The following is a 26,696-nucleotide window of genomic DNA, read 5'->3' as shown; positions in this document are numbered from 1 at the left end:
CACAGGGGAATTCCCATGTCGCTCGACCGTCTGGCTCCGGCCATCTTCGTCTTTCTCTGGTCGACCGGCTGGGTCACCGCGAAATATGCCGTTTATTATACTGGTCCGCTGACCTTCCTCTGTCTGCGTTACCTGTTGGCGGGTGCGATATTGTGGGCGATCTGCCGGTTTTCCTCCATTCAATGGCCTGAACGGCGCATCGATGTTTTCCGGGCAATCTTGTCCGGCGTGTTCCTGCACGGCCTTTACCTTGGCATGATCTGGTGGGCGATAGGGCAGGGCGTGCCGGCGGCGATCGGCGGCATTATTGCCGGTTTGCAGCCGTTGATGACGGCGGTTGCCGCCCGTTACATGATCGGCGAAAAGATCTCTCCGGTGCAGCGTGCCGGCTTGCTTCTCGGCTTTGTCGGCATTGCCATCGCCGTGCTGCCGAAGGTCATGGCGTCAGGCGCGCTCGGCCTTTCCGTGCCGCTTTATGCCGTGGCGGTGAATGTGCTGGGCATGACGTCCGTGACCTATGGCACCCTCTACCAGAAGAAATACGTCCATGGCGGAAACATCATGGCGGTCGCCACGCTGCAATATGTCGGCGCCCTCATCGTCACCGTTCCCTTCGCGCTGTTGCTGGAGGATGGTCATGTGGACTGGAGCCTCGGGCTTGCCGCCACGCTCGTCTGGTCGGTAGGCGCGATCTCCATCGGTGCGGTGGCCCTGCTGCTCTATCTCATCCGGCGCGGGCAGGTCTCGCGCGCTGCCTCGCTGATCTATCTCGTGCCGCCGCTTGCCGCCGTGGAAGCGGCCCTGCTTTTCGGGGAAACGCTGACGCCTGCCATGATTGCCGGCACGGTCCTGGCGGTAACGGGGGTGTATCTGGCCAACCGCCGGCCCGCAGCGCCGGTTGAGGCACATTAATTCCTACAACCTCATATTAGAGATTTGTTAACCATAAAATTATACCTCTCGTTAATCTAGAGATTTGGCGGGGGTTACATGTCTATTTCACGTCGTGGTGTTCTGTTCGGATTGCCGCTGTTGCTGGCCGGCTGCGCAAGTTCCGGCATCGGGCAGCAAAGGCTTAATTTTGCGGCGAAGCCGGACGAGAAGTTTCCGCTTCCGGAAATGCATCTCGAAAAGGTGAAGCCCGAGCTGCGCCGGCAGGAAGTGGCATACGATACCGCGCATCCGGCTGGAACGGTGATTGTGGATACGCCCGCGCGGCGTCTTTACTACGTACTTGGCGATGGACGGGCAATGCGTTACGGCGTCGGCGTCGGTCGCCAGGGGCTTGCGCTGAAGGGCGACGCCTATATCGGCCGGAAGTCGGAATGGCCTTCCTGGACGCCGACCGCAAACATGATGCGCCGTGATCCGCGCAATCTGAAATACGCCGGCGGCATGGAGGGGGGGCCTAACAATCCGCTCGGCGCACGGGCGCTCTACCTCTATCGCGGCGGCAACGACACCATGTTCCGTCTGCACGGCACCAACCAGCCGCAATCCATCGGCCACGCCATGTCAAGCGGCTGTATCCGGATGCTGAACCACGACATCATCGATCTTTACAGCCGCGTGCCGGTTGGCTCCAGGGTCGTGGTGCTTCAGGCCTGACGTAGAGGCGGATTTTTCCGCCTTTGCCACTCGAAAAAATGCCTGTATCCTTGGGTTGATTTTTTCCACATGGGCGCAGTTTTATGGTGGAAAATCAACCATGTGTAGAATGACTTCCTTTATGTATTTAAGGGAGTTCTGCTATATCGGAAATGTGATTTTCGGTGTTCGAGACGTGTATCCATAAAGGCATGATTGCGCTGTATCGAGCGTCGCACCACTTCAACGGGGACACATGAACATGGCAATTTTCGACAATCTCTCCCGCTACCGCCCGCAGGCACTCGGGGCGCTGCGCATCATGACGGCGCTGCTTTTCATTTCGCATGGAACGCAGAAGCTGTTCGGTTTCCCGGCATCACAGATGGACGGCTCCCTGCCGACGATGCTGCTGGTGGCGGCGCTTCTGGAAGCCGTTGGCGGCATTCTCGTGCTGGTCGGCCTTTTCACGCGTCCGGTTGCCTTCATCCTGTCCGGCCAGATGGCTGTTGCCTATTTCATTGCGCACGGGCCTAAGAGCTTCTTCCCCGCTCTCAATGGGGGCGACGCCGCGATCCTGTTCTGCTTCATCTTCCTTTACCTCGTGTTTGCCGGTCCGGGCGCTTTCTCGGTGGATGAACGCCGGGCCTGATCGGCCGCTGCAATCACCGGTCTGTCATTGAAGCCCCGCATGGCTGGTACCGTGCGGGGCTTCATGCTTTTGAAGCGGTGGAAACTTCGGCCGTCACCGAAGCATAGATGCTTGTTTTCGGGTTAGGAACGGTTCATCCTGAACGCAGTTGGAAAATTGATCCGTGACCAGTCAAAACCCTATCGCCCGCGAATTGCTGCTGCTTGCCCTGTTGTCCACTCTGTGGGCCGCATCCTACACTTTCATCAAGATCGGGGTGGAAACCATACCACCGCTGACCTTCATTGCCGCAAGAACCCTGATTGCCGGTCTGTTGCTGCTGGCGGTCATTCGCCTGCGCGGGCTGCGGTTGCCGCGGGATTTCGCCACATGGCGGCTCTTCTTCGTTCAGGCCTGCATCAACAGCGTATTGCCTTTCACGCTGATCGCGTGGGCGGAGCAGAGCATCGATGCCGGTCTCGCCGTCATCCTCAATGCGACGACGCCGATCTTCACCTTTCTTCTCACTGCGCTGATCATCCGGCATGAGCAGGTCAGCGGGCGCAAGCTGTTCGGCACTGTTGCGGGCATGACAGGTGTCTGTCTCATCATCGGTCTGGATGCGTTAAACGGGGCGGGTGAGGCGCTGTGGAGCCAGATTGCCGTGCTGACTGCGGCCTTTTCCTACGCCTGTGCCGCCATCTTCAGCAAAAACTTCAGGGGTCTCGATCCCGTTATGCCTGCCGCCGGCTCGCTGATCTGCGGCGCCGTGCTTCTGCTGCCGGTGAGCGTGATCGTTGACCGGCCCTGGACATTGTCGCCATCTCCGGCGTCGCTCACCGCACTTGTGTGCCTCAGCGTCTTTTCAACCGCGCTCGCCTTCATGGTCTATTTCCGGCTGATGCAGACGCTCGGTTCGGTCGGTACCACGTCGCAGGCGTATCTGCGGGTTCCGATAGGTGTCGCCATTGGCATGGTGTTTCTTGGAGAAGTGCCGACGCCTGCCATGTGGGTGGGTCTTGTCTGCGTGATTGCCGGGGTGCTGGCCATGACCCTGCCGTCGCGGCGCCGGTCTTTGGCGCAGGGCGGTTGAGAGCAAAAAGAAAACCCCGCAAGCCTGCGCTTGCGGGGTTTGAAGGTAGACACGCGATACCGGGGAATCGGCTCGCGCAGAGTTAAGTTACTTAGCGGTTACGGCCGCGATTGCCGTTTCCGTTGCCGGAAGCGCGCTTTTCCTGACCGTTGCCGCCAGCAGGAGCGTGACGGTTGCCACCGCTGCCGCCGGGCTTGCGGGCAGGGCGGCGCTGCTTGCGAGGGCCGGCCGGGCGACCTGCGTCACCTTCCGCCGTCTTCACGCGCTTGAAGTCTGACGTGACTTCCAGATCGTTGTCCGCATCACGCGGGGCGTGGTGACGCGAGGGACGGGGCTCGCCATTGTGGCGTCCGCCTTCGCGGGGTCCACGCGGCTGGCCGCCATTGTTGTTGCGACCACGGTTGTTGTTGTTCGGGCGCGTCGGGCTGGCAAGACCGGCCGGACGTTCACCGGATGCAACCGGGATATCGATCTTCATCAGCTTCTCGATATCGTGCAGCAGACGTGTTTCGTCCGGTGCGCAGAACGCGATGGCAATGCCGTCGCGGCCGGCACGGGCGGTACGGCCGATGCGGTGGACATAGGCGTCGGGCACTTCCGGCAGGTCGTAGTTGAAGACGTGCGTCACGGCCGGAATATCGATGCCGCGGGCAGCGACGTCGGTTGCGACCAGAACCTTGATCTCACCGTCCTTGAAGCCCTTCAGTGCCCGCTCGCGCTGTCCCTGGCTCTTGTTGCCGTGGATGGAAGCGACCTTGAAGCCGATATGTTCCAGATGCTTGTAGAGCTTTTCCGCGCCGTGCTTGGTGCGCAGGAAAACGATCGATCGGCCATCCGGGTTTTCGTTGAGCGACTTCTTCAGAAGGTCGGTCTTGTCATTCTTGCCGGCGACGAAATGCACGTACTGCTCGACCTTGTCGGCGGCCTTGCCCGGAGGTGTTACCTCGACCTTGATCGGGTCCGTCAGGAAGTTGCTGGCAAGCTCGGAAATCGCCTTCGGCATCGTTGCCGAAAACAGCAGGGTCTGGCGCTTGGCCGGAACCATCTTGGAAATCTTGCGCAGATCGTGAATGAAGCCCAGATCGAGCATCTGGTCGGCTTCATCAAGCACCAGATAGGTGACCTTGGAAAGCGAGATCGCGTTGCGGGCGATGAGGTCCAGCAGGCGGCCGGGTGTCGCCACCAGGACGTCCGTGCCTTTTTCGAGCTGAAGCTGCTGCTTGTTGATCGACGCGCCGCCGACAACCTGGTTGATGCGCAGCGGCGTCTTCTTCACGAAGGAGCGCAGGTTTTCGCCGATCTGGTTCACCAGTTCGCGGGTCGGTGCAAGGATGAGGGTGCGGGTGGTGCGGTTTGCCGGGCGGTCGGCTTGCTTCATCAGCATTTCGATGATGGGCAGGCCGAATGCTGCTGTCTTGCCCGTGCCGGTCTGTGCGAGGCCGATGAGATCACGGCCTTCAAGCAGCAGCGGAATGGCCTTTGCCTGAATGGGGGTGGGGGTTGTGTAGCCGAGCTGGGTAACGCTGGCCACAATCTTTTCAGAGAGGCCGAGTTCGCTAAAACTGGTCAATAGTAATGCCTTTCGGGGCGCCAAAAACCAATCGTCCGGAGCAGTTGCTGCTGTCCGGCGGTTTCGGCGTCAAGAACCCCGCGTGAATTGGGAACTTGTGGGTTGGAATAACTTTCTGCGCATCAGTGCGGCAAAACGCCGTCTTCTGTATTCGTTGCGCTTTTCCTTCATGCGGGCCAAGTCATCTTGGTCATGTGCTGCAGCTCACGCGGCTGCCGAAGGTGAAAGCTTGACCGGCATGTGGGCGTTTTATGGCGTAAAGTCAAGCAATAGTTTTGTAACGCTGCCGTCCCGCGGCGCATGGCTGCCATGCAGAAGGAAGGCTGGCGATTACCGGCAAGGCGCGGAGGCTCGCGAATAATTATGGTTAAAAAAGGGTAAAGCGACCATTCCGCACATAGCAAATAGCGGTTTTCTCACATAACGTTTTTGCAACGACGTCTGGAAATATTTGATTCGACAAGGATGGAACTGCACGGTGTGGAGTATCGCTTGACCCAAGGATGCGGGTTGCTGGAAAAAGCTTACGGGGCAATCGCCGCCCTGGATTTGCCCGCGTGCATCAAGGACAGCGAGCTTCACTACCTCATGGTCAATGCAGCCTATGGCCGGGTCATGGGGCGTCCGCCCGCCGCGTTCACGGGCCACACCAGCCTTGCCCTTTCCGCCGATATTCGCGATGCCGAGCGCGAGGACAGGGAGCGCCGCTCGCTGGTCTTTGCCACGGACGAAGTGATTTCATGCCATGGTGCAGCATCTTCAGGGCCTTACAAGCTGCGTTGCGAACGTTTCACCGGCGATGACGGCAGTCTGTTCCTGTTTGAGGTGTTCGAAGAGGCGCCCTCTGTCGTGAAGGGTGTTTCGGACGGCGGCAGCGCCGACCTGCTGTTCGACAGCGGCGTTATCGACCTCATCGATGCCGGCATCGTAATTTATGACCGTGAAAACCGGCTCGTCTATTGCAATGCGCGTTTCGTGGAATTCTACAGTGATTTCAACCTCCAGCTAAAGCCCGGCACCCGGCTTGAGACGCTGATGGAGGCGGTCTATTTCTCGAGCGGCTACCGCAGCGTGAAATCGGACGATCCGGATTATCAGGCATGGCTGCAGAAGCAGTTGCGGGATTTTTCCCTGCCCTATCTCGAAAGGGTGGAGCAGTTTGCCGATGGCCGCTGGGTGCGTATGGTCAACAAGCGGCTGGAAAACGGCATGCTGGTGGGGCTTCGCGTCGATGTGACGGAGTTCAAGGCGCATGAGACCCTGCTTAGCAAGCAGATCCGCGAGACTTGGCTGCTGCGCGCCGCGCTTGAGCAATTGCCCGTGGGCGTGTTCCTGCGGGATCAGGACAGGCGGCTGACCTTTGCCAATGCGGCCTTTGAGAAATTCCGGGGCGGCAGCCTCGCCGACTATTTGGGCAAGACCGAATGCGAGATGTTTCCGGAGGAGGGCGCAGAGTTCCAGCGGGAAAACGAGCATATCCTGCAAACCGGAGAGGCGATTGAAAAGACGGGAACCATTCCGCTTTCGGATGGCGGTGCCGTTCCGGTCATAACCCGGCTCGGCCGGGTCACGACGCCCGATGACGAATATTATCTGGTGGGTTCAGTCACCGATGTCAGCCTGCTGAAGGAGCGGGAAAATGCGCTGATCGCGGCGCAGGCGCAGGCCGAAGCGCTGCATCGCCAGTTCGAAACGGTTCTTCATGCCCTGCCGGTTGGCGTACTGCTCCTCAACGCGGATCTCGTCATCGAATATGTCAATCCGTGCTTCGACACGTTATGGGGCGAAATCGGCGGCGAGAAGTCGCTTGTCGGCAAAAGCTATCGCGAATTCATGGAGGCGAATTTCGAAAGCGGCCTTTATGACTATGGCGATATACCCTTCGAGGAGCTCTACAACCAGCGCGCAGAACGGCTGCTCAACGACAAGGTCTTCACGCCGCGCGAGGTGCGCAGCAAAAGCGGCAAGGTCACCGTCATTTCCAAGACCCGCCTCGACGGCGGAAAAATCCTCAGCACCTATGCCGATGTGACCGATGTGCGCATGCGCGACGCCGAGATCAGTGAGGCAAAGGCCGAACTTGAGCGTGTCGGCGAATATATGCAGGGTGCCACGCGCGCCATGGCGCAGGGGCTGGTGCTGGTCGAGCAGGGAACCATCATCATGTCCAACGAGGCTGTGGCGCGAATGTTCGATGTGCCGCCGCAGCTGCTGGAAAAGGGCTGCAACTGGTCGGGGTTCTTTGCCCATTGCGCCGGGCGCGGAGATTTTGGCACCAAAGAGGAGGCGGCCGCGACGCTGACCGCCTGGAGAGAGCACATAGCCGCCAACAGGCCGTTCTCCTGGCTGATCCATATTGCCGGAAAGACGTGGCTCAATCTGGAAGCGACCAACAGTTCCGGCAATTACTGGCTCATCATCGTCACCGACGTCACCGAGATGAAGATGCGCGAGGAGGAGTTGCAGCGGCTGCTTTCCCGCGCGGAAGCGGCAGATCGCGCCAAATCTGAATTCCTTGCCAATATGAGCCATGAAATCCGCACGCCGATGAATGGCGTGCTCGGCATGGCGGAACTTCTGGCCAAATCCAATCTGGATACGCGGCAGAAAACCTTCACCGATATCATCGTCAAATCCGGCAATGCGCTCCTGACGATCATCAACGACATTCTCGACTTCTCCAAGATCGAGGCCGGGCAGATGAAGCTGCGCAGCGTGCCTTTCGATCCGGCGGAAGCGGTGGAGGATGTGGTTTCCCTCCTGTCCTCAGCGGCGCTGGAAAAGAACATAGAACTGGTCGTCCGGATCGATCCGTCGGTTTTCGGCAAGGTCATGGGGGACGCCGGGCGGTTCCGCCAGGTCGTCACCAATCTTGTTGGAAACGCCGTCAAGTTCACGGAAATGGGGCATGTGCTGATCGAACTTTCGGCGCAGTCGGCGGAAGCTTCGGAGACCATTCTGTCGCTGCGCGTCGAAGATAGCGGCATCGGCATTCCCGCAGACAAGCTCGAAACCATCTTCGACAAATTCAGCCAGGTCGACGGCTCAGCGACGCGGCGGCACGAGGGAACGGGATTGGGACTGGCGATCACGGTCGGTCTTGTCGGTCTTTTCGACGGTACGATCAATGTGGTGAGCGAAGTCGGCAAGGGATCGACCTTCGAGGTCAATATTCCGTTTCACGTTACGGAAAAACGGCGCGACGCTCCGCTTCTTGCCATGGCGATCGAGGATATACGCGTACTCGTCATCGACGATAACGACGTCAATCGCCGCATATTGACGGAGCAACTGAAGACTTGGGGTATCGACGGCCATGCTGTGCAGGACGGGCCATCAGGCATTGCCGTGCTGCAGGAGGCTGCGTCCCTCGGTTTTGCCATCGACGCCATCATTCTCGATTATCACATGCCTGTTATGAACGGGCTGGATGTGGTCGAGCGGATCAGGGCGGATAGCCGTTTCGACGATATCGCCATCGTGTTCCTGACGTCTATGGATGTCGTAGGTGACGAGAGCCTTTTCACCGATCTCAGCGTGCAGGCGCATCTGATGAAGCCGGCGCGGGCGCGTCTGTTGCGTTCCACCCTGTTCGATGTGGTGCGGGACGTGCGGCAGAAACGCGCCCGGCAGGATCCGCAGGGGCTGGGGTCAGGCGGCAGCGATGCGCCGGTGCGGCCAGACAATGGCCCCACGGACAAGAAGCGGCGGGTTGTGTCACCTCCGACGACGGTTCCAGACCGGCGCCGACCCTGCCTTGTGGATGTGCTGGTGGCCGAGGACAACGACGTCAACCAGATCGTCTTCACCCAGATATTGCAGCAAGCGGGTTTGCGGTTCCTGATCGTCGGCAATGGCAAGAAGGCCGTTCAGGCGTGGGAGGAGCACAATCCCGCCGTCATCCTTATGGATGTGTCGATGCCGGTGATGAACGGGCATCAGGCGACACTGGCCATCCGCGCTGCCGAACAGGCGGCTGCCGACGGCCGGCATGTTCCGATCATCGGCGTTACCGCGCATACACAGGACGCGGACCGCGAGCTTTGCATCGCAGCAGGCATGGATGATTATCTGTCGAAGCCCATCAGCCCCGAAATTCTCGAGGACAAGATCGCGCAATGGCTGGGAGACGCGATGCCACGCCGCGACGTGCCGACCGCCTGACAGTGAAGGCCGGTTGCTGCTGTGGGAGCCGTCTCAGTGGGATGGCTTGGTGCCGCACAGCATCTCACGCTTTCCGGCAAACCCTTTGCGGCGCTCCAGTTCAAAACCGGCGGCGATGAGGTTGCGGCGGACGAAGCCAGCGGCGGCATAGGTGGCGAATGTGCCCCCCGGTACCGTTTTGCCGAACAGCGTCTGCATGATTTCCAGCGACCACATGTCGGGATTGCGGGCAGGGGCGAAACCGTCCAGAAACCAGGCGTCGAAGCCTTCGCTTCTGCCGGAAATGCCGGTGAGCGCTTCGCCGCACACCACTGTCAGGCGCGTCTGGTCGTCCAGTTCGATATCGACCTCGCCTTTCGGGTCCGCCGGCCAGCGGGCGACCAGTGCCTTGCGTTCGGTATCAACTTCCGGCCAGCGGGAAAGCGCCCGGTCAATCTCGTCCGCCTTCATGGGGTAGAGTTCGAAGGACATGAAATGCAGCTTGGAGTGACCGTTGCGCACCTCTTTCCATTGACGCCAGGTCTCGCAGAGATTGAGACCGGTGCCGAAGCCAAGTTCGCCGATGCGGAAGATGCTCTCTCGCTCAAGCCAGCGCTGCGGCAGGCCGTTTCCGGACAGAAAGACATGGCCGCATTCCAGCCTGCCATCCGTCTGGCAATAAAAATGATCGTCAAAGGCTAGCGAATAGGGCATATCCCCCTCACGCCAGTCGAGCGCGGCGGGCGGATTGTCGGCCGCCGAACCGAGATCTGCGGTGTTTTCCTTGGAATGTGTCATGACTAATGCCGATAGTCCCGCTTTCGAATCTGGTCAATCACCAAGATTGCGGGCGCCAAGATTGCCTGGCTCGGTGCCGCTCCTCATCGTCGGTGGCGGCATTTTGGGACTGTGGGCTGCCGTCAAGGCAGAGAGGATGGGCATAAACGCCCTGCTGCTGGAAGCGGGCTGTCTTGGAGATGGTGCAAGCGGCGGGCTGTTGGGCGCACTGATGCCGCATATGCCGGACCGCTGGTCGGACAAGAAGCAATTCCAGTTCGACGCTCTCGTCGCGCTGGAAAAACAGATCGCCGAGTTGGAAGCCGAGACCGGGCTTTCCGCCGGTTATCGGCGCTGCGGCCGGATCATTCCCCTGCCGAAACCACATTTGCGCAGCATTGCCGAACGGCACGAGCGGGATGCCGGGGAAAACTGGGTTTCAGACGGGCGCCGGTTCCACTGGCATGTCGGTGACAGCCCTTCCGTTGCCGGATGGGTGGACGATGCGGCGGGACAAGCGGGCTTCGTGCTGGATACGCTGGCTGCACGGGTTTCTCCCCGGGCGATGATAACCCTTCTGTCGGCTTTCCTCCGCAACGCCGGGCATGTGCGGGTGGCGGAACAGTGCCGCGTCGTCTCGCTCGATCCGGATAAAGGATGGGCGGTGCTGTCGTCGGGCGACGAGGTCGCCTTCGATCATGTCATCGTCGCCAACGGCCATGGTTCCTTCACGCTGATCCGCGATGCCATAGGTCTGGAACCCGGCATTGTGCTTGGACAGGCGGTGAAGGGGCAGGCCGCCCTTCTGGATGCTGCGGCCGATCCGGCCATGCCGGTCGTTTTTCTGAACGGCCTCTACATCGTGCCGCATGAGGATGGCACCGTCGCCATCGGCAGTACCAGCGAAGATTGTTTTTCCGATCCATTCAGCACCGACGAAAAGCTGGAAAAATTGCTCGCGGATGCATGCGCCGTGGTGCCGTCGCTTGGCCGTGCGCCGGTGATCGAACGCTGGGCCGGGTTGCGGCCGAAGGCGGTTGGACGGGACCCGATGGTGGGTACACTTTCCGAATATCCGCGGCTCGTGGCGTTATCGGGCGGCTTCAAGGTCAGCTTCGGCCTTGCCCACTATCTTGCAGATGCTGCGTTGCAGGCCGTGTGTGGCCACACGCCGGACGTGCCTTCCGGTTTTCGCCTTCAAGAACACGTGAGTATTGCCGTCCGGACTTTAGAAACTTCTGATTAGTTTGGTCCACGTCGTTAATCTGTCACGCAAATCGCTTACTTGCTGGCCTGCAAAGAGCCCCGTTTGGCCGCATTTGCGGCGAGGTGATAGCGCATGCGATACGCCATCCATTTCACGCCTTCCCCCAACGACCCGCTGACGCAGGCGGCTGCCGCGTGGCTGGGACGCGATGCCTATTCAGGCCATGCGGTGGAGCCGCCGGGCACGATCGATCTCGGCATGCAGGAGATTTCCTACCATACTGCCCTGCCGCGCCGTTATGGTTTCCACGGCACCATAAAAGCCCCGTTCCGTCTTGCCGAAGGTCATTCCGAGGCCGCATTGTTGCGCGACCTGATGTATTTTTCCGGCAGGCAGGACCCCTTCATGCTGCCACAACTTATAGTGGCGCGGCATGACAATGTCTTCAGCCTCGTTCCCGAGCGCCCCTGCGAAGTGCTGAATTTTTTCGCAGCCCGTGTGGTGCAGGAATTCGACCGCTACCGCGCGCCGCTCTCCGAGGCGGAAATCGAGCGGGCGGATCCCGACCGGCTTTCGGCTTCGCAGCTGACCAATCTGCATCGCTGGGGCAGTCCGCATGTGATGGACGAGTTCCGTTTTCAGATGTCGCTGACGGGCGGTGTCGAGCCTTCCAGCAGCCAGAGGATCGAGCGTGCCGTGCGCAAGGTTTTCGAGCCGCTGCTCACTCGGCCTCTGTCATTTTCCAGCCTTGCGCTTTTCATCGAGGATGAACCCGGTGCGCCTTTCCGGGTGCACTCGCTGCACCCCATGGGTCGTGTTTCCGCCCGAAAGATCGCCTGAGAAGCGCCCCACAGAAATCGTACACAAAAAAGCATCGGAATGTCGGCAAAATTGCTCTCGACATTCCGAATGCGGATGCTACCGTCCGTGCATCGCATGTCTGAAGCGTGTCGTGTTTACCCGTGTCGGGCAGACACCTTCGGATGGTTGTTTTGCTCATGTCTTCCAGAAGCGGGTTCCGCGTCGGGAGAGGTGTTTTGGGTGGCTGAATGATTTCCGAGAATTACTCCCGCAATCTGGTGGGCTACGGCCGCAATAGTCCCGATCCGAAATGGCCGGGCGGCGCACGCATCGCCGTGCAATTCGTCATCAATTACGAAGAGGGCGGCGAAAGCTGCATTCTCGACAACGACAAGGCGTCGGAATCGCTGCTGTCGGAAATCGTCGGCGCGCAGCCCTGGCCCGGCCAGCGCAACCTGAACATGGAATCGATCTACGAATATGGCTCACGCGCCGGTTTCTGGCGGCTGTGGCGCATGTTCACCGATCTCGGCGTCACCACAACTGTTTATGGCGTGACCGCTGCCATGGCGCGCAACCCGCAAGCCGTTGCGGCAATGAAGGAAGCGGGTTGGGAAATCGCCAGCCACGGTTATCGCTGGCTGGAATACAAGGATTTTTCCGAGGAGGAAGAGCGCAAGCATATTGCCGAAGCCGTGCGCCTGCATACGGAGCTGACGGGCGAGCGCCCCTTTGGCATGTATCAGGGCAAGCCTTCCGACAATACGTTGCGTCTCGTCATGGAAGAGGGCGGTTTTCTCTATTCGTCCGATTCCTATGCCGACGATCTGCCCTATTGGGTGAAGGGATTGCAGGATGAACCCTTCCTGATCATTCCCTACACGCTCGACACCAATGATATGCGTTTCGCCACGCCGCAGGGTTTCAATTCCGGCGACCAGTTCTTCGCCTATCTGAAAGACGCTTTCGACGTTCTTTATCAGGAAGGGCTTGAAGGCGCGCCGAAGATGATGAGCGTCGGCCTGCATTGCCGTCTCGTCGGCCGTCCCGGCCGCGCCGCAGCCCTTCGCCGTTTCATCGAATATGTGCTGGGCCATGAAAAGGTGTGGATCCCGCAGCGTATCGAGATCGCTCGTCACTGGCATGAAAACCACAAGCCGGGAACGCTCTGATGCTGACGCGAGATGAATTTGTCAGCCGTTTCGGCGGTGTGTTCGAACATTCGCCTTTTATCGCCGAACGGGCCTATGATGTCGGAGGCGCAGGTCTGGAGTTAACGGCGAAGGCGGTTCATGGCGGATTATGTGCGCAGTTTCGTGCCGCCTCCGAAGCGGAACGGCTGGGTGTTTTGCGCGCGCATCCTGATCTTGCCGGCAAGCTCGCAATAGCAGGTGGGTTGACCGCCGATAGCCGCAATGAACAGGCAGGCGCAGGGCTTGACCGGCTTTCGCCCGAGGAGCATGCGCGCTTTTCCGAGCTGAACTCCGCCTATACGCAAAAATTCGGCTTTCCGTTCATCATTGCGGTCAAGGGGCTGAACAGGCACGATATTCTCTCCGCCTTCGAGACGCGTATCGGCAATGATGCGGCGACAGAATTTGCGACGGCGACGGCGCAGGTGGAAAAGATCGCCTGGCTACGCCTTTCCTCGATGCTGCCCGAGGGTTGAATTGGCGAGCGGCGGTCGTTCCGCTATACTCGTGCTATCTGGAGATTGAGGCCATGAGACCTTCCGAGGTGCTGGAAAAGAACAGGGAAGCGATCCGCGAAGCAACGAAGCGCTTCAACGCGGCAAACCCGCGCGTGTTCGGTTCCGTCGCCCGTGGCGAGGACAGGCCGGACAGTGATCTGGATATTCTGGTGGATGCGTTGCCGGGGACCACTCTGTTCGATCTTGGCGGATTGCTGGAGGAACTGAAGACTATCCTCGGTGTCGAGGTTGACGTCGTCACCTCAGGCGGCCTGCACTCGGATATCCGGGCGCGTGTTCTGATGGAAGCCAAGGCAGTATGAGTACGGATCGACTTCTGCTCTACCTGAAGGAGATGGATGTTGCCGCCTCCCGAATACGGGATTTCATTCAGGATATGGATGAGGCCACTTTTTCTTCCGATACGCGAACCCAGATGGCGGTGATGATGTGCCTTGCCCTGATTGGCGAGGCGGTCGCAAAACTGGACAAGCATTACCCCGCGTTTTTACAGCAGCACCCGGAAATCCCCTGGATAAAGATGAAGGGTATGCGCAATTTGATCGTGCATGATTATTTCCGGGCGGAACTCTCGGTGGTCTGGAAAACGATAACGCAGAGCATTCCGGATTTGCAGGCGCGTCTCTCACTCCTCCGAAACTGGCATGCCCAAGGTGAATGACATTTGACTGATTTTCTCGAGATCAAGCCTCTCACCAAAGAGGCGTTCGCATCCTTCGGTGATGTGATCGAAATTACACCCTCTTCCATGCGCCACATCAATGGCGGCCAGACCGAGCGGCATCATGCGCTTGCGGCACCCGAGGCCGCGGGCGAGGGTGCGCGCATCATCCTCAATATTTTCCGCGGACAGCCGCGTACCTTTCCCCATACAATCGAGATGATGGAGCGGCATCCGCTCGGCAGCCAGAGTTTCTCGCCGCTGTCCGGCAGGCCTTTCCTTGTCGTCGTTGCCGAGGACGAGGGCGGCAAGCCTGGTCGGCCGCAGGCTTTTCTGGCGGGCGGCGATCAGGGCGTGAACTACCGCCGCAACGTATGGCATTATCCGTTGATGCCGCTGCAGGCGATTTCGGATTTTCTGGTTGCCGATCGCGAGGGGCCGGGCAACAATCTGGAAGAGCATTTTTTCGATGCGCCCTACATGATCGCGGAGCCTAGCCTATGACCGGTTTGACCACCCACGTCCTCGATGCCGCCCATGGCACGCCCGCCGAAGGGCTGACGATCGAGCTTTACCGGCTCTCGGGTGATCGTCGCGAGAAGATTAAGACGGTTAAGACCAATAGCGATGGCCGCGTTGATGGCGGGCCGCTACTTGTGGGCGACAGTTTCAAGGCCGGGGAATACGAGCTGGTTTTCCATGCGGGCGATTATCTGCGTGGCAAGGGCGTCACCCTGGCGGAACCCGCCTTTCTCGACATCATCCCCATCCGTTTCGGCATTGCCGACGAGAGCGGCCATTACCATGTGCCGCTTCTGCTTTCGCCCTATAGTTACTCCACCTATCGAGGAAGCTGACCGCCATGATCTTTGCCGCCATAGCCGATATTCATGGAAACTGCGCCGCACTGGAGGCCGTGCTTGAGGATATCGCGAGGCTTGGCATCAAGGACATCGTCAATCTCGGCGATTGCTTCAGTGGTCCGCTGGAAGCGGGTTTTACCGGCGATGTGCTGGTTGGCAACTGGATACCCAGCGTTCTTGGCAATCATGATCGCGAATTGATCGAGCGCGCGCCGGAAGAGATGGGCAGCTGGGAGAGGCCGGCGCATGCGCAGCTGACCGCCGCGCATCTGGACTGGCTGCACACCCTGCCGTTCAGCATGGTGTTCAAGGACGTCGCCTATTGCTGCCACGGCTCGCCGCGCGGTGATCTGGAGTACTGGCTGGAGACGCTTTCGACGGAAGGGGTGCTGAAATTGCGACCGCTTTCCGAAATCGAGGCCATGGCTGATGGCATCACCCAGCCGCTGATGTTGTGCGGCCACACACATATCGCCCGCACCGTGCAGCTCTCCGATGGCCGCCTGATCGTCAATCCCGGCAGCGTCGGCTGCCCCGGCTGGAAGGATGACACGCCGTTTGACCATCATGTCGAGGTTGGTCATCCGCTTGCCAGCTACGCCGTGCTCGAAGAAACCGCACGCGGCTGGCAGGTCTATTTCCGGCAGATACGCTACGATAATCTTGCCATGGCCGAAATGGCGAAGGTCAACGGCATTCCGTATCTGGCCGATGCGTTGGAAAACGGTTGGCTCAAGCGGTAGAACTCACCCTTCGCTGTTCATGACAACGCAGGCATAAGACTGCGCCTTCAACTCCTTGCAGGCGGAAACCGCCGAAGACTGGTCTTCAAAGCCGGTAAAGCGGGCGCGGTAGAGCGTTGCCGATCCGCTTTGCACCGCTTCGGTATAGGGCGCGATGCCGGAGTAGCTGCCGGCGATGTTGGAGCGGGCATTGGCGAGCAGCGAGCGGGCGGCAGCTTCGCTGTCGGTGGCGGCGATCTGTACTTCCCAGCGGCTGCGTTGGCCGGTCATTTGTGCAGCGGGTGCGGGTTTCGGAATGGCAGAGACCTGGATCATATCCGCCATCTGGCTGTTCGCCGTGGCGATCTGCATGGCGATCGGATCGGCGCGACGCTCGGCAAACATCGGCAATGGTACGGCTGCCGGAGGGACGGCTGCGGGCGGCACATCGAAGGTGCGGCTGACATTGGCGCTTGCCACGAGCTGTTCGGTATTACGGCTTCTCGAGGCCTGCGGCATCGCCTTGTCCAGCAGAGCAGCCATCTGCGCATCGCGGCTGCGCGCGGTCTTGCCGCCCAGCACGACGCCAACGACACGGCGGCCATTGTGATTGATGGCGCTGACGAGGTTAAAGCCCGACGCATTGGTGTAACCGGTCTTGATGCCGTCCATGCCCTGATAGCGATACATCAGATTATTGTGGCCACGGATGCGCTTGCCCCGGAAGCTGAAGGATTCCATGGCAAAGAGGCCGTATTCTTTCGGAAAGTCGCGCTGCAGCGCAAGTCCGAGTTTCGCCATGTCGCGCGCCGTCGTCACCTGCGATTTGCTGGGCAGGCCGGAGGCGTTGCGGAAAACCGTCTTGGTCATGCCAAGCTGGCGGGCCTTACGGGTCATCATCTGCGCAAATTGTGCCTCGGACCCACCGAGATGGTCACCCATGCCTTCCGCCATGTCATTGGCGGATTTGACGATCATGCCGTAGACGGCTTCGCGGACCGTAAACGTCTGGCCCTCACGCACATAAAGCTTCGAGGGGATGACGGCTGCGCCGTTCCTGGACATCCTTATCTTCTGGTCCCAGCGAATTCGGCCGGCGTGCAACGCCTCGAAGGTCATATAGAGCGTCATCATCTTGGTCAGCGATGCCGGGTGGTTCAGCACATCGGCGTTCTGCGCGGCGAGGACCTTGCCGGTATTGGCATCCATGATGAAATGGGCATAACCGGCCTGCGCAGGCGATGCCTGCAATGAGAGGATCGCGCAAAAGAAGGCGAGTGCGAATACCCATGCGCCCGCCATTCCCCGTTTGATCGTTCCCGACATGGTCCACCCCTTTATGTTCGATCGCCGCGATGGGCGAAGTTTTACTGACACTTTCCGGCAACAAAACCGCTAAAACTTTAGAGATCGCTTTCATGCTTAATTAAGTATGAAATTCAAGTCGGCCGTCGCCCTCACAATTTCCTTGCAAAGAAACCAACCATCCGGTATGTTTATCGCCATGACAAATGCACATGAACGCAAAAAGCAGCCTGAGATCGTTCGCCGCAATCTTCTCGATTGCGCGGCGAAACTCGCTGCCGAGCAGGGGGTTGCGGCGCTTTCCGTGCAGGCAGTGGCCGATGCCGCCGGGGTGACGAAGGGTGGGTTGTTTCATCATTTTCCCTCCAAGCAGGTGCTGCTGGAAGCGGTGATGACTGACCTTCTGGCGGCTCTGGACACTGAGATCGACGACCTCATCTCACAGGATTGTGAAGCTTTTGGGAGCTTCACAAGGGCCTATGTGAACGCGGTTTTCTCGGATCGGGGCAGGGATTCGGGCAGGCAATGGGCAGCGATCTCGGTTTCCATGGTCGGTGAACCGTCGCTTCGGCGCATGTGGAACAGCTGGATTGAGGGGCGCCTTGCCCGTCATAAAGAAACGGATGACGGGGTGGTGCTGGAGATGGTGCGGCTTGCGGCTGACGGCATCTGGTTTGCCGATCTACTCGCCGACGACGGGAAAGCGGGTGGCGACAGGGCGGCTCTGAGGGCCCGGATGATCGCCCAGACGAAAAAGGAAGTGGAACGATGAACGCGGCTGTTTTGACTTATGGAGCGCTTGTCGCGGCTATCGTCTGCGAGGTCATCGCAACTTCCTTTCTGCAGCAATCGCAGCAATTCACCAAGCTGTTGCCGACGGTGCTGATGGCGCTGTTTTACGGTGCGGCCTTTTATCTCCTGTCGTTCACGCTCCGGGCGCTGCCGGTCGGCGTTGCCTATGCGATCTGGAGCGGGCTTGGCATCGTGCTCATTTCCGGCATTGGCTATTTCGTGTTCCGCCAGACGCTCGATATTGCTGCGGTGGTTGGTCTTGGGTTCATCGTGACCGGGGTGGTGATCGTCAATGTGTTTTCGAAGACGGTGGGGCATTGAGCGGACTTCTCCACCTTATTCCTGTGCTTGTCACAGGAATCCAGCCACCGCGCGTCTGCGCGACGAAAATAGTCCTTTCAGCCCAAGGGCTTGGGCTGGCTGGATCCCTGTGACAAGCACAGGAATGAGGGAGGCGGCGTAAAGGCGATGTTCTTACCGAAGCATCGGCTTCTATCTTTACGTTGTATGCCGTGTCGTCACCATCACGCCAGAATGCTGCGGTCGACGTCCGTAATCAGCCGCTTCCCGCAAAGCGCCATGCTGATATCCATTTCCTTGCGGATGATCTCGAGCGCCGTCGTCACGCCCTGCTTGCCATCCGCGCCGAGGCCGTAGAGGAACGGGCGGCCGATGTAGGTGCCCTTGGCGCCGAGTGCTACTGCCTTCAGCACGTCCTGGCCGGAGCGAATGCCGCCGTCCATATGCACCTCCACCCTGTCGCCAACGGCATAGACGATCCTCGGCAGCATGGCGATCGAGGAATGCGCGCCGTCGAGCTGGCGACCGCCGTGGTTGGAAACGATGATGGCGTCCGCGCCGGTATCGAGCGAGGCGCGCGCATCTTCCTCGTCAAGGATACCCTTGAGTATGAGCTTGCCACCCCAACGCTCCTTGATCCATTCGACATCCTTCCACGACAGGCGCGGATCGAATTGCTCGGCCGTCCAGGAGGAGAGCGACGAGAGGTCGGAGACGTTCTTGGCGTGGCCGACGATATTGCCGAAGCTGCGGCGCTGGGTGCGCAGCATGTCGAGGCACCATTTCGGCCGTGTGGCCATCTGCCAGATGTGTTTCGGGGTGAATTTCGGCGGGGCGGAGAGGCCGTTGCGCAGGTCCTTATGGCGCTGGCCGAGAATTTGCAGGTCGAGCGTCAGCACCAGCGCCGAGCATCCGGCGGCTTTGGCGCGATCGATGAGATTATTGACGAAGTCGCGGTCCTTCATCACGTAAAGCTGGAACCAGAAAGGTTTGGAGGTGACGGAGGCGACATCCTCGATGGAGCAGATGCTCATGGTGGAAAGCGTGAAAGGCACGCCGAATTCTTCCGCCGCTTTTGCCGCCAGCATCTCGCCATCGGCATGCTGCATGCCGGTGAGGCCAGTGGGGGAGAGCGCCACCGGCATCGAAACCTTCTGGCCGATCATTTCGGTGGCGAGCGACCGGTCGGTCATATCCACCAGCACACGCTGGCGTAGCTTTATCTTGGAAAAATCCTCCTCATTGGCGCGGTAGGTGCCTTCCGTCCAGGCGCCGCTATCGGCATAGTCGAAAAACATCTTCGGCACACGGCGCTGAGCCTGTTTCTTCAGGTCCGCTATGGTGAGGATTTTGCCCATGGATAAAGCCTTCACATTTGAATGATGGCTTCACATAACATGGTAATCGCGTTTACGCGATGGCAATCGTCTTTGCAGCAGTGCTTTTTGCACTCGCAAATGGCTAGGAATTATGCTTGAAATATACTGTATTTCGATAATAATTCAGATGGTTTCTCAAGTAATATCGTATTTTAATATGTTAAATTATTTACTCAGATTATTTATCGCAGTTCTTATTTCGCCCGCGATTGTTTTAGCCGCCGAGTGCCCCTCCGGTAAAAATGATGGAGATGAGTTTGTTCTTGCCCACGGTCAGGTGCGCAGCGAATTCAGGCGATCCGGACCGATCGTCTTGGTGGAGAATGATTTTCAAGGCGCAGGCAAACAGAGGCTTTTTCTCTTTCGGGGGTTAATCGAGCTGGCGCGTTCGGGCGATGACGGCAATTACAGCCAGCACTTTACGTCAAATCTGGAAGCATTCTGGCCTCTGAAAGTTGGCGCTCGACGCACTTTTGAATTTCTGCCCCTCGAAACTACCAAAATCGAGGATAAGTGGTCACTGACCCTTGCAGTTACGAAGCGGCGCGCCTTTCCGATTAAATTCTGCAATTACGAGGTGTTTTATGTGACCTACGACATTCGTAAAAACGGCAAAGAGGAGGAACGATGGACAGCGGTTTATTCGCCGGATCTGCGCGCCACGGTGGCGAAGATTTACGATGAGGGGACGGAAGACGAAGAAATTGTCGCCTATAATTTGATTGCGCCTCTGAAGCGGTGACGGTTCGACTGCGCTTGAATCAGCTCCAGAATGCTCGCAAAAACAGCTCAGCCCCAAGCAATAGCAGGCAGATTAGGAACCAGCGCCTGAATGTCGCGGGAGTGACGATGCGGCGGATATTCTGACCAAGCCACATGCCGAGAAGCGCTGGCAGGACGGCGAGTGCGGAAAGCGACATGTGCTCGACGCGGAAGGCGTCCTGAGAGGCAAGGCCGGCGGCAAGCGCAACGGTGGAAACGGTGAAGGACAGGCCAAGCGCCTGCACGAGATCGTCGCGGCTGAAGCCAAGCGACTGTATATAGGGCACGGCGGGGACCACGAAAATTCCGGTGCCGCCGGTCAGAAGGCCGGTCGCCAGCCCGACGGCCGGGGAGAGTTTCGGTTCCAGCCTTGCGGGAACGGCGAAGGGCTTTGCAAGAAGGCTGTAGGCTGCGTAGGCCGCGAGGCACAATCCGAGCGCCGAGGTGGTCCAGACGCCGGTGCCTGATGTCATCAGCCGGATGCCGAGAAGCGTGCCGACGGCAATGGCGATCATCATCGGCCATAGTCGCGAGACAATCGCCTTGAAATCGGGTCCGGCCAGCAATTGCCAGATATTGGTGATGAAGGAGGGTAGAATGAGCAGGCCAGCTGCAACGACCGGCGGCATGAAAAGGCCGAGAACGCCCATGGCAACGGTCGGCAGGCCCATGCCGGTGACGCCCTTGACGACGCCCGCGACGATGAATGTCGCGACAATCATGAGCGTTGTGGTTGTCTCAAAATCCGGCACGGCGCACTCCAGAGGTCATTCGCATTTCGGCTGACTTGGGCTGTCAGGCAATCATATGAAACGGGCGAGTGCGGCCTGTTTCTTCTCCCCGGCGTGGAGAGAAAAACAGGCGACGCCCGCTCGTTTCAATATGTACTGATATAGATGAGGCCACGACCTGATGTTTCGGCCTAAACCGAACTATGCAAGCGCGCTTTTCATCGCCTTGCCGGCCACGTAGGTTTCGACGACGGTGCGGTCGTCGCCCATGGTCAGCATCAGGAACAGTTCTTCGGTCAGGCTTTTCACCACTTCCATCTTCAGCGCCATGGCGGGCGTGGAAGAGGCGTTGAGTACCGTGATGTCGGCATCCGTGCCGGCGTCCAGCGTGCCGATGCGGTCGACCATGGAAAGCGCTTCGGCGTTGCCGCGCGTCATCAGATACCAGCTTTCCAGCGGGTTCAGGCGTTCGCCCAGCAATTGCTGGATCTTGTAGGCCTCATCCATGGTGCGCAGCATGGAATAGCTCGATCCGCCGCCGATATCGGTAGCAACCGCAATACGCACCGGCTTTTCGCGCCGTTGCAGCTTTTTCATCGGGAAGAGGCCGGAGCCGATGAAGAGGTTCGATGTGGGGCAATGCACGGCGACTGCACCAGTTTCCGACAGCACGTCCGCCTCACGTTCCGAGAGGTGGATGGCGTGGCCGAGCAGGGTCTTGTTGCCCATCAGGCCGTAACGCACATAGATGTCGGTGTAATCGGTCGCTTCCGGGTAGAGCTCGCAGGTATATTTGATCTCGTCCAGATTTTCGGAAAGATGCGTCTGGATGAAGAGATCGGGAAATTCCTGCGCCAGCGCCTGGGCTGCTTCCATCTGTTTCGGCGTAGAAGTGATGGCGAAGCGAGGCGTGATGGCGACGTGGTTGCGGCCCTTGCCGTGCCAGTCGGCGATGACGGCCCGGGTCTCGTCATAGGAGGTTTCCGGCGTGTCCAGCAAGCCCTGCGGGGCGTTGCGGTCCATCATCACCTTGCCGCCCACCATCAGCATGCCGCGGTTCAGGGCCTCAGTGAAAAACGCATCGGCTGAGGTCTTGTGCACGGAGCAATAGGCGACAGCCGTGGTGGTGCCGTGGCGCAGAAGCTCATCGTAAAAATGTGTGGCGATGCGCTGGGCATGCGCGCTTTCGACGAAACGGCATTCTTCCGGGAAAGTATAGGTATTCAGCCATTCCAGAAGGTTGGCGGCATAGGAGCCGATGACCTGCATCTGCGGGAAATGCAGGTGCATGTCGATCAAGCCCGGCACGATGAGATGAGGGCGGTGGTCCTTCTCCTCAATGTCATCAGGTGCCTGCTTGCGAATATCGGCATAGTCGCCAATGGCGGCGATCTTGCCGTTTTCGATAAGCAGGCCGCCATCCTCGATGTAGAGATAGCTTTGCGTATCGTCGATTGCGAGCGGCGCGCGGCGGAAGCTTAACAGGCGGCCACGCAGCAGAACCATGCTCATTCGGTTTTTTCCTTGGCGTCTTTGCCCGCGGAAACGGCGCTTTCGTACCATGCGGTCAGCACTTTGCGCTCCTGCGGGGTGATGGCGGTGATGTTGCCGGGAGGCATGGCATGGCTGCGGCCGGCTTGCAAATAGATTTCGCGGGCGTGTGCGGCGATCTGCGCGTCGGTTTCGAGCTTCACAGATTTCGGCGTGAAGGGCACGCCTTCCCACACCGGCTCGGCGGCGTGGCACATGGAACAGCGGCCCTGAACGACATCGCGGGCGCTCGCGAAATGGGCGTCGCTGACGAATTGCTGCTGCATCGGCGAAAGCGTTGCCGCCTTCTGTTCTTCTTCGCCGGTCAGCACCTTCGGCACGGTGGAAAGCCACATGATGACGATGAAGATGAGCGCGGTCAGCAGCCAGGTCCATGTCGGCTTGCCCTTGCGGGCATGGGTGGTGTTGAACCAGTGGCGGATGGTGACGCCCATCAGGAAGACAAGTGCTGCGATGATCCAGTTGAACTCGGTCGCAAAGGCCAGCGGATAGTGGTTCGACAGCATGAAGAAGATGACGGGCAGCGTCAGGTAGTTGTTGTGCAATGAGCGCTGTTTGGCGATGCGGCCATATTTCGGGTCCGGCGTGCGCCCGGCGATCAGGTCGGCAACGACGATCTTCTGATTGGGAATGATGATGAAGAACACATTCGCCGACATGATGGTGGCGGTAAAAGCGCCGAGATGCAGGAAGGCGGCGCGGCCGGTGAAGACCTGCGTATAGCCCCACGCCATCGCCACCAGCGCGACGTAAAGCACCACCATCAGGCCCCAGGTGTTGTTGCCAAACGGCGATTTGCAGAGGAAATCGTAAAACAGCCAGCCGACGGCAAGCGATGCCAGCGACAGACAGATGGCTTGGAACTGGGTGAGCGCCAGCACCGAATGGTCGATGAGGAAAAGGTCGGCGCCGCCGTAATAAACGATGCACAGCATGGCGAAGCCGGACAGCCAGGTGACGTAGCTTTCCCATTTGAACCATGTCAGGTGTTCGGGCATCTGGGCCGGGGCGACCAGATATTTCTGGATGTGGTAAAAGCCGCCGCCATGCACCTGCCACTCCTCGCCATAGGCCCCCGGCGGCAGATGCGGCCGTTTGACCAGCCCAAGATCGAGCGCGATGAAATAGAAGGACGAGCCGATCCAGGCGATGGCGGTGATGACGTGGAGCCAGCGGACGGCAAAGGCCATCCATTCCCACGCAATGGCATATTCGTACATTCGGTTCCCCTGATCCTTGTGCAGCGCACCTTGCGAGAAATTTGACCGTTAGGAAAGGGAAAAGCAAACACCGCACTATGATTGTTCACAATCCCGTACGCTCGTGTCCACAACTTTGGCGCAGGCGCGGCGACGCCCCGCTTCCGGCCCCGCCCAATCGTCAAGGAGCCGTCCTGCCGCTGAGTTTGTGCTTAGCTGGCTAACGCGACTCAGCTATTATCCGTTGAGCAGTCTGCTGATGTGCAAAACTATTGGGCTGCGGGGCCTTGGAGCGACCTGCGTCCGAAAGGACGCTTCGAAGGGCACTCTGACACATTTATGTTGCGCATGTTCTTTCCGGTTTTCGGTCAGAGGCGCAGGGCTTCAATGACATGTTTTCGCTGGCGGTTCATTCCGAAAGCGGGTGCTGCGAACCCTGGGGGCGGGGGCAGATCAGGGGCAGGTGTTGCAGTTCCCGGTGCCGTTGCGTCCGGGTATGCGTTGATGCTTGGATTTTGAATGAAGTGACGCAATGACCTTCCGGCAGCCGCCGTTGTTTTCAACGGAGACCGTGCCGATGCGCCTTGTTCTGACAGTTCTTTTCCTGCTGATGGCGTTCAACGCCACGGCGCTTGCGCATGAATCCCACAAGGGGTTCAAATATGAAAGCTACTGCTGCAATGGCGACGCCGAAACCGGCGATTGCCAGATGATCCCTACGCGAAGTGTTCGTGTCACGCAGGATGGTTACGAGGTCTCGCTTGCGCCCGGCGATCATCGTCTGGTGACGCGGCGCCATGTCTTCAGCTGGTCGCAGCGTGAGGCAAGACGATCCGAGGATGGAGAATATCATCTCTGTCTGTTCCCGGACGAGGACACGCCGCGCTGCTTTTATGCGCCTGATATGGGGTATTGAGATGTTTGCGGCCGGTTTTCGTCGATCCGCTTCAGTATCCAGTCGCGAAACAGCCTTATCTTGCGAATGTTCCTGCGGTTTTCAGGGTAGACGAGCCAGTAGTTCTTACCTTCGTTGCTGAGGTGCTCGAAGGGCTGATAAAGGCGGCCGAGGGCAATCTCGTCCGCATAAAGTTCAGGGGTGAGCATGGCTACCCCCTGGCTGGCAATTGCCGCTGCGGCTTCGAAAGCCTGCACGCTGAGGCGGCTGCGCGGATAACGGTCGAGGCCCGGATTTTCGATGCCGACTTCCCGGAACCATTGGCTCCACCAGATGTCACCCGGATCGATGATGCGCAGGCGCAGAAGATCCTCCGGCTTTTTCAATCCGCCGATGCTTTCGGCAAGGTTCGGATGCAGCATCGGCGTGTAAACGCCCCGCAGCAACTGATGATAGATCAGTCCTTTGCCATCGTCGCTGCTCCAGCGGATGGCGACATCGCAATCGGACTGCGTAAAATCGATCAATGCGCTTGATGTGTCGAGCCGTACGGCGATCGAGGGATGTTCAAGCTGGAAAGCTCCCAGATGCCGCGAAAGCCAGCGCGATGCGAAAGTCGCGGTGGAGTGAATGGTCAGGGTGGAGTCAGAGGTGTCACGGACATTGTCGACGGCCTCCCGTAAAGTGTTGAAGGCTTCCGCAACTTTCGGCGCCAGTTTCTGCCCGGCCTCGGTCAGCACAACCTGCCGCGCCTTTCTGATGAAAAGCGGCTCGCCAACATTCTCTTCCAGCAGTTTCACCTGATAGCTGACCGCCGTCTGCGTCATACCCAGTTCCTCACCGGCCTTGGTGAAGCTGAGATGCCGGGCGGCGGCTTCGAACACGCGCAGGGCGTTCAGGGGGAACTGGCGGGACATTTTCATGGATAAGTTCTCTTTATGCCAACTGCCAAAGGTTTCATTGGTTTTTATCCGGAAAACAGAGCATTTTTAGCTCAATTCATCAACTGAGCTTCTGACATTTTTTAAATGGAGACGAACATGCGCACAGCACTCTTGCGCGCGTGGTCCCGCCTGCGCGCGGGTCTGCGGACCGCGGAACGGTTTTTCCTTGAAAGCCTTCGACCGGACAATCTGGTAGATGAAAGCCTGCCCGACGGGATCAGGCGTGATCTTGGTCTTGAGGATGGCCGCGCTGATTTTCGGTGCGACGGGTTTCGGCAGCGGAAAATGCTTGCAGCAACTCGGCTGCCACAAGGGCCGCTATGACGGCGGGGCGCTTGTCCCTGACGCTACTTCCACCGATCGGCAGGATGAGTTTTTGAAGGCGGGTAGTGGGTTCTCCCTCCCGCTCCAGCCAATGGGCGAAGGTGGCGCGTTTGGTTTTCGAGCCGATCATGCCTACATAAGCGAGATCGTCGCGGGCAAGCGCTTCCTTTGCAATCAGGAAATCGAGTGCGTGATCGTGGGTGACGATGATCGCAGCGCCGTTTGCGGGAATTTTCGCGATCAGCGCTTCCGGCATGGGGGTCAGCACGGATACGACACCGGCTGAAAGATCGCGCAACTCGTTTTCACGGGTTTCCACCACGGTCAGTGTCAAAGGCAGAAGGGACAGAGCATCTGTCAGCGCCTTGCCGACATGGCCCGCCCCGAAAATGAAGACGGCCTGCTGCTGCTCGGTTTCAGCCTTAAGCCTTGCCTCGAGTGCTGCCGCGATGTCCGGCGTTACCAGCCGGAAGCGGAGCAGGGTGCGGCCGCCGCAGCATTGGCCGATTTCGGGGCCGAGCGGAATATCCATGCCGTCTTCGGTCGTACCGTTCTTCAACATGGCACGGGCATGGTCTATCGCCATATATTCGAACTGCCCGCCGCCGATGGTCTCCCACAGCGCCTTCCGGCTTACCAGCATGAAAGTTCCCGCCTCGCGCGGCGATGACCCTTTCACGGCCTCGATTTCCACGAGGATTGCAGGTCCGGAGCTGGCGAGGAAGCGGGAGAGGGACGTCATTATGTC

General features: G+C 59.1%; 27 protein-coding genes. 18 read left to right on the top strand and 9 right to left on the bottom strand.

What is annotated here, in order from left to right; translation table 11 throughout:
* The first annotated feature begins 15 nt into the window (after positions 1–15).
* The 4 genes from GH784_RS24180 (at position 16) to GH784_RS24165 (ending at position 3,311) form a co-directional block, all read left to right on the top strand.
* Positions 16–912: a DMT family transporter gene (locus GH784_RS24180; RefSeq protein ID WP_065687111.1), complete on the top strand. Its 897-nt coding sequence runs from the start codon at positions 16–18 to the stop codon at positions 910–912.
* Positions 913–990: 78 nt separating this feature from the next.
* A complete protein-coding gene (locus tag GH784_RS24175) occupies positions 991–1,608 on the top strand; it encodes a L,D-transpeptidase (protein WP_153793915.1) in 618 nt (205 codons plus the stop codon).
* A 241-nt stretch (positions 1,609–1,849) separates the two neighbouring features.
* A complete protein-coding gene (locus GH784_RS24170; RefSeq protein ID WP_025594242.1) occupies positions 1,850–2,239 on the top strand; it encodes a DoxX family protein in 390 nt (129 codons plus the stop codon).
* Positions 2,240–2,402: 163 nt separating this feature from the next.
* Positions 2,403–3,311, top strand: a complete 909-nt coding sequence (locus GH784_RS24165) for a DMT family transporter (protein WP_013636669.1) — start codon at positions 2,403–2,405, stop codon at positions 3,309–3,311.
* 91 nt (positions 3,312–3,402) lie between these two features.
* On the opposite strand, the gene GH784_RS24160 is transcribed toward GH784_RS24165, so the two are convergent.
* Positions 3,403–4,881, bottom strand: a complete 1,479-nt coding sequence (locus GH784_RS24160; protein ID WP_003513690.1) for a DEAD/DEAH box helicase — start codon at positions 4,879–4,881, stop codon at positions 3,403–3,405.
* Positions 4,882–5,346: 465 nt separating this feature from the next.
* Here GH784_RS24160 and GH784_RS24155 point away from each other — a divergent pair, with 465 nt between their 5' ends.
* Complete coding sequence (locus GH784_RS24155) at positions 5,347–9,045, top strand: response regulator (RefSeq protein WP_065702272.1); 3,699 nt, start codon at positions 5,347–5,349, stop codon at positions 9,043–9,045.
* 33 nt (positions 9,046–9,078) lie between these two features.
* On the opposite strand, the gene mnmD is transcribed toward GH784_RS24155, so the two are convergent.
* Positions 9,079–9,822: a tRNA (5-methylaminomethyl-2-thiouridine)(34)-methyltransferase MnmD gene (gene mnmD / locus GH784_RS24150; RefSeq protein ID WP_065702273.1), complete on the bottom strand. Its 744-nt coding sequence runs from the start codon at positions 9,820–9,822 to the stop codon at positions 9,079–9,081.
* Here mnmD and GH784_RS24145 point away from each other — a divergent pair.
* From GH784_RS24145 to GH784_RS24105, 9 genes are all read left to right on the top strand, one after another.
* Positions 9,821–11,047 carry an NAD(P)/FAD-dependent oxidoreductase gene (locus GH784_RS24145; protein WP_236768930.1) on the top strand — a complete coding sequence of 409 codons (1,227 nt, stop codon included), beginning with the start codon at positions 9,821–9,823 and terminating at the stop codon, positions 11,045–11,047. The two genes, mnmD and GH784_RS24145, sit on opposite strands and share 2 nt — an antisense overlap.
* A gap of 93 nt (positions 11,048–11,140) precedes the next feature.
* Positions 11,141–11,848: a DUF1045 domain-containing protein gene (locus tag GH784_RS24140; RefSeq protein WP_065702275.1), complete on the top strand. Its 708-nt coding sequence runs from the start codon at positions 11,141–11,143 to the stop codon at positions 11,846–11,848.
* A gap of 209 nt (positions 11,849–12,057) precedes the next feature.
* A complete protein-coding gene (gene puuE, locus GH784_RS24135; RefSeq protein ID WP_003513682.1) occupies positions 12,058–12,981 on the top strand; it encodes an allantoinase PuuE in 924 nt (307 codons plus the stop codon).
* Positions 12,981–13,478, top strand: coding sequence for a 2-oxo-4-hydroxy-4-carboxy-5-ureidoimidazoline decarboxylase (gene uraD, locus GH784_RS24130; protein WP_065702276.1), 498 nt, complete (start codon positions 12,981–12,983; stop codon positions 13,476–13,478). Before puuE ends, uraD begins: the two co-directional genes overlap by 1 nt.
* A gap of 53 nt (positions 13,479–13,531) precedes the next feature.
* Positions 13,532–13,822, top strand: coding sequence for a nucleotidyltransferase family protein (locus GH784_RS24125; RefSeq protein ID WP_003513679.1), 291 nt, complete (start codon positions 13,532–13,534; stop codon positions 13,820–13,822).
* Positions 13,819–14,181 carry a HepT-like ribonuclease domain-containing protein gene (locus GH784_RS24120; RefSeq protein ID WP_003513677.1) on the top strand — a complete coding sequence of 121 codons (363 nt, stop codon included), beginning with the start codon at positions 13,819–13,821 and terminating at the stop codon, positions 14,179–14,181. Before GH784_RS24125 ends, GH784_RS24120 begins: the two co-directional genes overlap by 4 nt.
* Before the next feature lie 3 nt (positions 14,182–14,184).
* Positions 14,185–14,685: an ureidoglycolate lyase gene (locus GH784_RS24115; RefSeq protein WP_019565157.1), complete on the top strand. Its 501-nt coding sequence runs from the start codon at positions 14,185–14,187 to the stop codon at positions 14,683–14,685.
* Positions 14,682–15,038 carry a hydroxyisourate hydrolase gene (gene uraH, locus GH784_RS24110; protein WP_003513673.1) on the top strand — a complete coding sequence of 119 codons (357 nt, stop codon included), beginning with the start codon at positions 14,682–14,684 and terminating at the stop codon, positions 15,036–15,038. Before GH784_RS24115 ends, uraH begins: the two co-directional genes overlap by 4 nt.
* A 5-nt stretch (positions 15,039–15,043) precedes the next feature.
* Entirely contained in the window at positions 15,044–15,787 is a 744-nt protein-coding gene (locus GH784_RS24105) for a metallophosphoesterase family protein (protein WP_065662187.1), read from the top strand.
* A gap of 3 nt (positions 15,788–15,790) precedes the next feature.
* On the opposite strand, the gene GH784_RS24100 is transcribed toward GH784_RS24105, so the two are convergent.
* Entirely contained in the window at positions 15,791–17,068 is a 1,278-nt protein-coding gene (locus tag GH784_RS24100; protein WP_025594233.1) for a D-alanyl-D-alanine carboxypeptidase, read from the bottom strand.
* 190 nt (positions 17,069–17,258) lie between these two features.
* Between GH784_RS24100 and GH784_RS24095 the strand changes: the two genes are divergently transcribed.
* Complete coding sequence (locus GH784_RS24095; RefSeq protein ID WP_083211486.1) at positions 17,259–17,843, top strand: TetR/AcrR family transcriptional regulator; 585 nt, start codon at positions 17,259–17,261, stop codon at positions 17,841–17,843.
* Positions 17,840–18,184 (top strand): DMT family transporter, encoded by a 345-nt coding sequence (locus GH784_RS24090; RefSeq protein ID WP_025594230.1) that lies wholly within the window; start codon positions 17,840–17,842, stop codon positions 18,182–18,184. Before GH784_RS24095 ends, GH784_RS24090 begins: the two co-directional genes overlap by 4 nt.
* Before the next feature lie 203 nt (positions 18,185–18,387).
* On the opposite strand, the gene GH784_RS24080 is transcribed toward GH784_RS24090, so the two are convergent.
* A complete protein-coding gene (locus GH784_RS24080) occupies positions 18,388–19,521 on the bottom strand; it encodes an alpha-hydroxy acid oxidase (protein ID WP_065702278.1) in 1,134 nt (377 codons plus the stop codon).
* 148 nt (positions 19,522–19,669) lie between these two features.
* On the opposite strand from GH784_RS24080, the gene GH784_RS24075 reads away from it, so the two are divergent.
* Positions 19,670–20,284 (top strand): hypothetical protein, encoded by a 615-nt coding sequence (locus GH784_RS24075; RefSeq protein ID WP_236768929.1) that lies wholly within the window; start codon positions 19,670–19,672, stop codon positions 20,282–20,284.
* Between the two features lie 19 nt (positions 20,285–20,303).
* On the opposite strand, the gene GH784_RS24070 is transcribed toward GH784_RS24075, so the two are convergent.
* From GH784_RS24070 to puuD, 3 genes are all read right to left on the bottom strand, one after another.
* Positions 20,304–21,026 (bottom strand): sulfite exporter TauE/SafE family protein, encoded by a 723-nt coding sequence (locus tag GH784_RS24070; RefSeq protein ID WP_080580902.1) that lies wholly within the window; start codon positions 21,024–21,026, stop codon positions 20,304–20,306.
* Between the two features lie 210 nt (positions 21,027–21,236).
* Complete coding sequence (gene guaD, locus GH784_RS24065) at positions 21,237–22,547, bottom strand: guanine deaminase (protein ID WP_065702279.1); 1,311 nt, start codon at positions 22,545–22,547, stop codon at positions 21,237–21,239.
* Positions 22,544–23,806: a urate hydroxylase PuuD gene (gene puuD / locus GH784_RS24060; protein WP_065702280.1), complete on the bottom strand. Its 1,263-nt coding sequence runs from the start codon at positions 23,804–23,806 to the stop codon at positions 22,544–22,546. The genes guaD and puuD overlap by 4 nt, the downstream gene beginning before the upstream one ends.
* Positions 23,807–24,362: 556 nt before the next feature.
* Between puuD and GH784_RS24055 the strand changes: the two genes are divergently transcribed.
* The gene (locus GH784_RS24055) at positions 24,363–24,701 is read left to right on the top strand and encodes a hypothetical protein (protein WP_003513656.1); all 339 of its coding nucleotides are present in this window, start codon (positions 24,363–24,365) and stop codon (positions 24,699–24,701) included.
* Here the strand turns inward: GH784_RS24055 and GH784_RS24050 are convergent.
* Both GH784_RS24050 and xdhC read right to left on the bottom strand, forming a co-directional pair.
* Complete coding sequence (locus tag GH784_RS24050; protein ID WP_065702281.1) at positions 24,677–25,603, bottom strand: LysR substrate-binding domain-containing protein; 927 nt, start codon at positions 25,601–25,603, stop codon at positions 24,677–24,679. The two genes, GH784_RS24055 and GH784_RS24050, sit on opposite strands and share 25 nt — an antisense overlap.
* 238 nt (positions 25,604–25,841) lie before the next feature.
* On the bottom strand, positions 25,842–26,690 hold the full coding sequence (xdhC, locus tag GH784_RS24045; RefSeq protein ID WP_065702282.1) for a xanthine dehydrogenase accessory protein XdhC: 849 nt from the start codon (positions 26,688–26,690) through the stop codon (positions 25,842–25,844).
* Positions 26,691–26,696 lie beyond the last annotated feature (6 nt).

The sequence above is a fragment of the Agrobacterium tumefaciens genome (genome assembly GCF_009649785.1).
Lineage (GTDB): Bacteria > Pseudomonadota > Alphaproteobacteria > Rhizobiales > Rhizobiaceae > Agrobacterium > Agrobacterium tumefaciens.
This window is presented reverse-complemented; position numbering and strand designations above follow the sequence as displayed.